Genomic DNA, 6,007 nt, shown 5'->3' on the forward strand with positions numbered 1-6,007 from the left:
AAATATTAACTGGATCTATATCAATACTCAATTTATTTAATTTATATCTTTTCTTATCTCTATTTTTTATAAATACCCAATCAATATAGTTCAGTAACTCATATTTTAATTTATTACTGTACTTTATTGTCACTTGATATCTGAAATTATTATTAATTTTTTCTATAGGTGCTACATGAGGTTTGCTTATCATTGAAATGTCATGCCCATTTTTTTCTAAAATTTCACTAAAATTATTGTATTGGTCAATAATTTCAGACTTAACATCATCAGGATTTGGACCATAAACAGTTATTAACACTATGTTAGTAAATGGTGGATATTGAAATTCCTTTCGCAGGTTAATTTCAGTATTATAAAAATTTTCATAATCATTTTCCTTAGCATATCTTATACTATAGTGATCTGGATTGTATGTTTGAATAATAACATTTCCGTTAACTCTTCCTCTTCCCGCTCTTCCAGATACTTGAGTAATAAGTTGGAATGATCTCTCTGAAGATCTAAAGTCAGGGATAAAAATAGTAGTGTCAGCTGCAACAATCCCAACTAAAGATACATTAGGAAAGTCAAACCCTTTAGAAATCATTTGAGTACCAATTAGAATATCAATCTCATTGTTTTTCATAGCTTCATAAACTTCTTTATAGTCATCCCTATGGATAATAGTATCACTATCTACTCTTTTTACTTTGGCATTAGGAAACATATTTTTTGTTACTGTTTCTAATTTTTCTGTCCCAATACCAAATTCTTTAAATTTTTCACTCCCACAAACTGGGCAATGGTTAGGAAATCTTTTTGTTTTCCCACAATAATGGCAAATAAGTCTATTTTTTTGTTTGTGCGATGTCATACTTACATCACAACTATCACATTTTACAACATATCCACATTTTCTGCAAGAAACAAAACTTGAATAGCCTCTTTTGTTTAAAAATAGTATAACTTGTTGTTTTCTTTGAATTGTTTTTAATATTTTATCATATAGTAAACGGCTAAATATTGAAGTATTTCCATTATTTATTTCATCCCTCATATCAACTACATCTATCATCGGTAAACTAGATGACTCAACTCTATTTTTTATCTCTAACAGTTCATAAATTGAATTTTTTGCATTATAATAACTTTCTATAGAGGGTGTAGCAGACCCTAAGATCAACTTTGCACCTTCCAATTCACATCTTTTAAGTGCTACATCTATAGTATTATATTTAGGATCTACTGATGACTTATAGCTATTCTCATGTTCTTCATCGATTATTAAAAGGCCTAATCTGTTTATAGGGGCAAAAACTGCTGATCTGGCTCCGATAACAATATCTAGCTCTCCTCTTTTTATCTTATACCATTGATCTAGTTTTTGTAATAAAGTTAATTTACTGTGTAATACAGCAACTCTTTGTCCAAATCTTCCAACAAACCTTTCAATAATCTGTGGAGTCAATAAAATCTCAGGCACTAGAATAATCGAGCTTTTATTTTCTTTCAACATTTCTTCTACAAGCTGTAAATATATTTCAGTCTTACCACTTCCAGTTATTCCATGAATCAAAAATGAATTGCTTTTTCCTTCAATAATTCTTTCGAAAGCATATTTCTGTTCTTGATTTAAATTATGCTTATCATAATAAGGAATTTCTGAAGTAATAATATTGTTATTTACCTTTTTTACAGCTTCTACAAGTAAATTTTTCTCAATAAGCTTAAAAATAGTGCTATATGATGTATTAAATTCTTCATATAATTCATTTAAAGTCATTTCTTCTTTCGGCCAAGCACTTAACCAAATATCTATCTGTTTTTTAGCATTTTTAGGAATTCTTTCTAATCCTTCTTCTTCCTTGACTTTTTTGTTTTTTGAGTAAAATTTTAATTGCCTATCGATACTCACATTATTCACAATATATTTTTGAAGAAGTATTGAATTATCCGTCATTTTTTTGATTACATCATTTATGTTTTTATCTGGTATTTGAGGTAAAGAATCTATATTTATGAAATTATCACTTTTTTCAAATAATTTTAGAATGATATTTTCTTCCATTGAAGGAACATAATGAATATTGTTGTTTAAAGCATAAGATAATTTTATGTTTTTTATATCTGGTGGAGGCATAAATAAATTAAATGAATCAATATAAGTTGATAAATATTCTTTCTTTATCCACAAAGCTAAAGCTATTTGTGTCTCTGAAATAAGTGGTGTCTCATCAATAACATCAAATATAGATTTAATGTCATTAATTTCATCAGGAGAATGTTGATCTTCACGTACTTTTAATATAATACCAATTGCTATATTGTTTTTCTTACCAAAAGGGACTAAGACTCTCTTCCCAATGCATATTTTATCTGCTAAGTTATCTGATACACTATATGTAAAAGTTTTATCTAGTGCTCTAGATTTACTATACAAAATAACATCTAGTAGTTTCACTTTATCCCTCCATTTAAATAAAATAAAGCTAGTCATCTAGCTTTATTTTATTATTTCCTTAACTTTATCTATTATTATATGAGCTAAATCTGTTTTTTGCATTATAGGGAAGGTCTCAATTTTCCCATTCTTATAAATAATTGAAGCAATGTTAGTATCTATTTCAAAACCTGCTCCAGGTATTGTTATGTCATTTGCTACAATAAAATCCAAATTCTTCTTTTCTATTTTTTTTAAAGCATTTTCTATTAATTCTTCGGTTTCCGCAGCAAAACCAACTATAATTTGTCCATCCCTTTTCTTTGCCCCGAAATATGCAGCTATATCTGGAGTTTTTTCAAATTCTACAATAATTTTTTCTTCTCCATCTTCTTTTTTAATTTTTCTATTAGAAATATGTGATGGTTTAAAATCAGCTGGAGCTGCAGCTTTTATTAATACATCAGCATTACTAAAGTATTCATCTATTTTTTGAAGCATTTCCTGAGTTGTTCTAACACTTTCTAATTTGATACCATCAGGGATAGATAAATTTGATGGCCCAGAAATCAAAGTAACTTCTGCCCCTCTATTATATGCCTCTTCAGCAATTGCATATCCCATTTTCCCACTTGATCTATTAGTAATATATCGAACAGGATCTAATGCTTCTTGAGTAGGACCAGCTGTTACAATGATTTTTTTACCAATTAAATCCTTTGGGGTAAAAAATCTTTTTAAATATTCTATTATTTGAACTGGTTCAGCCATTTTTCCGGCACCTTCATCTCCACATGCTAATCTACCTTCCCCAGGACTAATAAATTCGTATCCTAATTCTTTTAATTTAGAAATATTGTTTTGTAGAATAATATTTTTATACATTTGTGTATTCATAGCAGGTGCAAATACCACTTTTTTAGTTGTTGCCATAATTACAGTTGTTAGCAAATTATCAGCTATGCCATTTGCAATTTTCCCTATAGTATTAGCTGTAGCTGGTGCAACTAAAATTACATCAGCTTTTTTTGCCAATGATATATGTTCAACCTGCATCTCATCCACTAATCCAAACATGTCAAAATGAACTCTGCTTTGTGACATTGTTTGAAAGGATAGCGGAGTTATAAACTCTGTAGCGCCCTTTGTCATTATAACTTCTACATTAGCATTTTCTTTTTTTAACTTACTTATTAAATCCAATGTTTTATATATAGCAATACCACCAGTAACTCCAATTAAAATATTTTTATCTTTAAACACAAAAATCACCTACTTGATAAGGTTTTTTTGGGAATCTCATATTTGACTTTTCCGGCAGCTATCTCTTCAAGGGCTATACAAACTGGTTTATTAGAATGAGAGTTCACTCTAGGTTTTGAACCATCAATTATTTGCCTAGCTCTTTTGGCAGCTATAGATGCTAATACATATTTATTGTCACAGCTATTTAAAAAATCATCTAAATTTCTATTCATGATCAATACCCCCTAGTCCCAATATTTTTTCTTTTATATCCTTTTGTCTCTTAACTCTCAACTTTTCAGCATGAATTATAGCTTCTATATCTTCAACAGCTTTTTCTATTTTATCATTTACTACAAAGAAGTCATATTCACCAACAAAATCAAGTTCTTTAAATGCATTTTCAAAACGTGTATTGATATCTGATTCGCTTTCTGTACCTCTTTTTATAATTCTATTTTTTAGCTCATCCATAGTAGGAGGAAGTAAAAAGATAAACACAGCATCTTTACAATTCTTTTTTATTTGCAAAGCACCTTGAACATCTATTTCCAGTAAGACTATTTCACCTTTATCAATTTGCTCATACACGAAATCCCTCGGAGTTCCATAGTAATTATTATGTACTAGGGCATATTCTAGGAATTCATCAGCTTTAACCATTGTATCAAATTCATTCTCAGAAACAAAATAATAATTTTTCCCATTCTCCTCCCCAATACGTGGTTTTCTTGTAGTTACAGATACAGAGAATATAATATCTTTTCTTTTTTCCATTAATGCTTTACTAACAGTTCCCTTCCCACTGCCAGATGGTCCAGATAATACCAATAAAAATCCTTTACTCAATTTTTTCACCTTCTTTAATATGATCATGATTTTCACTATTTTGCAATCTATGGGCTAATGTTTCAGGTTGCAAGGGAGATAATACAACATGCCCACTGTCCATTATTAGAACAGCTCTAGTCCTTCTACCATATGTTGCATCAATCAGCGTATTTGAAACTTTTGCTTCTTGTATGATTCGTTTTATCGGCGCTGATTCAGGACTTAATACGACTATTATTCTTCCAGTTGATACCATGTTTCCAAACCCAATATTAGTAAACATATAATTACACCTCATTATTCTATATTCTGTACTTGTTCTCTAATCTTTTCTAATTCCGTTTTCAATTCAACCACCTGATTTGTGATTGTTAAATTAGTTGATTTACTTCCGATTGTGTTGCACTCGCGATTTATTTCTTGAATCAAAAAATCTAATTTTCTTCCGATAATATCTTCATTTTCAAGTATTTGCTTAAATTGAATTATGTGACTTTTTAATCTTGTTATCTCTTCATCAATTCCTGATCTGTCAGCAAATATTACTATTTCCATAGCTAATCTATCTTCATCAACTGGTATATTCTCTAAAATAGAACTAATTCTTTGTTCTAATTTTAATTTATATTCATCAACTAAAGTGTATGAAATAGATTCTATAGAGCTTATTATGTTTTCTATATTTCCAATTTTATCTAGTAAATCTTTTTTTAATTGATTGCCTTCGTTTATTCTCATATTATTGAAATCTTCAAGAGCTCCTTTTAACACTAAATTTATGCCGTTAGAAAGGATGTTATCGTCAATATCTTGTTCTTGACGAGAAATAATATCTGGAAGTTTTATAAAATCAGAAATATATAGTTCTCCTGGTATGTTTATAGTTTCCTTTATACTATTAAAGGCATTTAAATATGATTTCGCAATGTTTAAGTCTGGAACAATCTTTATTAATGAATCACTTAGAAAATCAAAAGAAAAGTAAATATCAACTTTCCCTCTGTCAATGTTCTGTTTAGCAATTCTCTTGATAGTTTCTTCGTATTTTAAAATATATCTTGGAATTTTTACATTGATATCTAAATATCTATGATTTACAGATTTTATCTCGCATTATATCTTTAATGTACTATCTTCATAGATATATTTACCATATCCAGTCATACTTCGTACCATTTTAACCACCTCATTTTTTTCTATTATATGACTAATTAATAATTTATAATATAGTTTATTAAGAAATATTAATATATTATCTTACTTTTACTTTTAAAGTCAATCTGTTAATATAGATTAGTAAGGAGATGGAGGTTTTTTTATGTCATATGATGGAATTGTAACTAATGGAGTGGTAAAAGAATTAAATTCGATAATTTTAAATGGAAGAATTGATAAAATATATCAACCTGAAAAAGATGAAATAATTATTCAAATTTATAATAATGGTTTTAATTATAAACTCTTGATTTCTGCAAGCAGCACATACCCACGTTTATATTTAACTGAAAA

At 28.6% G+C, this 6,007-nt stretch carries 7 protein-coding genes; 1 reads left to right on the forward strand and 6 read right to left on the reverse strand.

Features of this window, described 5'->3' with window-relative positions:
• The 6 genes from priA to ACTB1H_RS08875 form a co-directional block, all read right to left on the reverse strand.
• Positions 1-2,443 (reverse strand): primosomal protein N' (gene priA / locus ACTB1H_RS08850; protein ID WP_463262483.1); only part of this gene is annotated, 2,443 nt, incomplete at its 3' end.
• 42 nt (positions 2,444-2,485) lie between these two features.
• On the reverse strand, positions 2,486-3,685 hold the full coding sequence (gene coaBC, locus ACTB1H_RS08855; protein WP_463262484.1) for a bifunctional phosphopantothenoylcysteine decarboxylase/phosphopantothenate--cysteine ligase CoaBC: 1,200 nt from the start codon (positions 3,683-3,685) through the stop codon (positions 2,486-2,488).
• A 5-nt stretch (positions 3,686-3,690) separates the two neighbouring features.
• Positions 3,691-3,900 carry a DNA-directed RNA polymerase subunit omega gene (rpoZ, locus tag ACTB1H_RS08860; protein WP_463262485.1) on the reverse strand — a complete coding sequence of 70 codons (210 nt, stop codon included), beginning with the start codon at positions 3,898-3,900 and terminating at the stop codon, positions 3,691-3,693.
• Positions 3,893-4,516: a guanylate kinase gene (gene gmk, locus ACTB1H_RS08865; protein ID WP_463262486.1), complete on the reverse strand. Its 624-nt coding sequence runs from the start codon at positions 4,514-4,516 to the stop codon at positions 3,893-3,895. The genes rpoZ and gmk overlap by 8 nt, the downstream gene beginning before the upstream one ends.
• Complete coding sequence (locus tag ACTB1H_RS08870) at positions 4,509-4,781, reverse strand: DUF370 domain-containing protein (RefSeq protein ID WP_463262487.1); 273 nt, start codon at positions 4,779-4,781, stop codon at positions 4,509-4,511. The genes gmk and ACTB1H_RS08870 overlap by 8 nt, the downstream gene beginning before the upstream one ends.
• A 14-nt stretch (positions 4,782-4,795) precedes the next feature.
• The gene (locus ACTB1H_RS08875) at positions 4,796-5,605 is read right to left on the reverse strand and encodes a YicC/YloC family endoribonuclease (protein WP_463262489.1); all 810 of its coding nucleotides are present in this window, start codon (positions 5,603-5,605) and stop codon (positions 4,796-4,798) included.
• A 211-nt stretch (positions 5,606-5,816) separates the two neighbouring features.
• On the opposite strand from ACTB1H_RS08875, the gene ACTB1H_RS08880 reads away from it, so the two are divergent.
• The coding region (locus ACTB1H_RS08880) for an NFACT family protein (protein WP_463262488.1) at positions 5,817-6,007 on the forward strand (191 nt) is incomplete at its 3' end.

The organism is Soehngenia sp. (assembly GCF_055108775.1).

Bases quoted from the DNA above. Each gene is read 5' to 3' on its own strand.
- rpoZ (WP_463262485.1), bottom strand. From the start codon at position 3,900: ATGAATAGAAATTTAGATGATTTTTTAAATAGCTGTGACAATAAATAT.
- ACTB1H_RS08870 (WP_463262487.1), bottom strand. From the start codon at position 4,781: ATGTTTACTAATATTGGGTTTGGAAACATGGTATCAACTGGAAGAATA.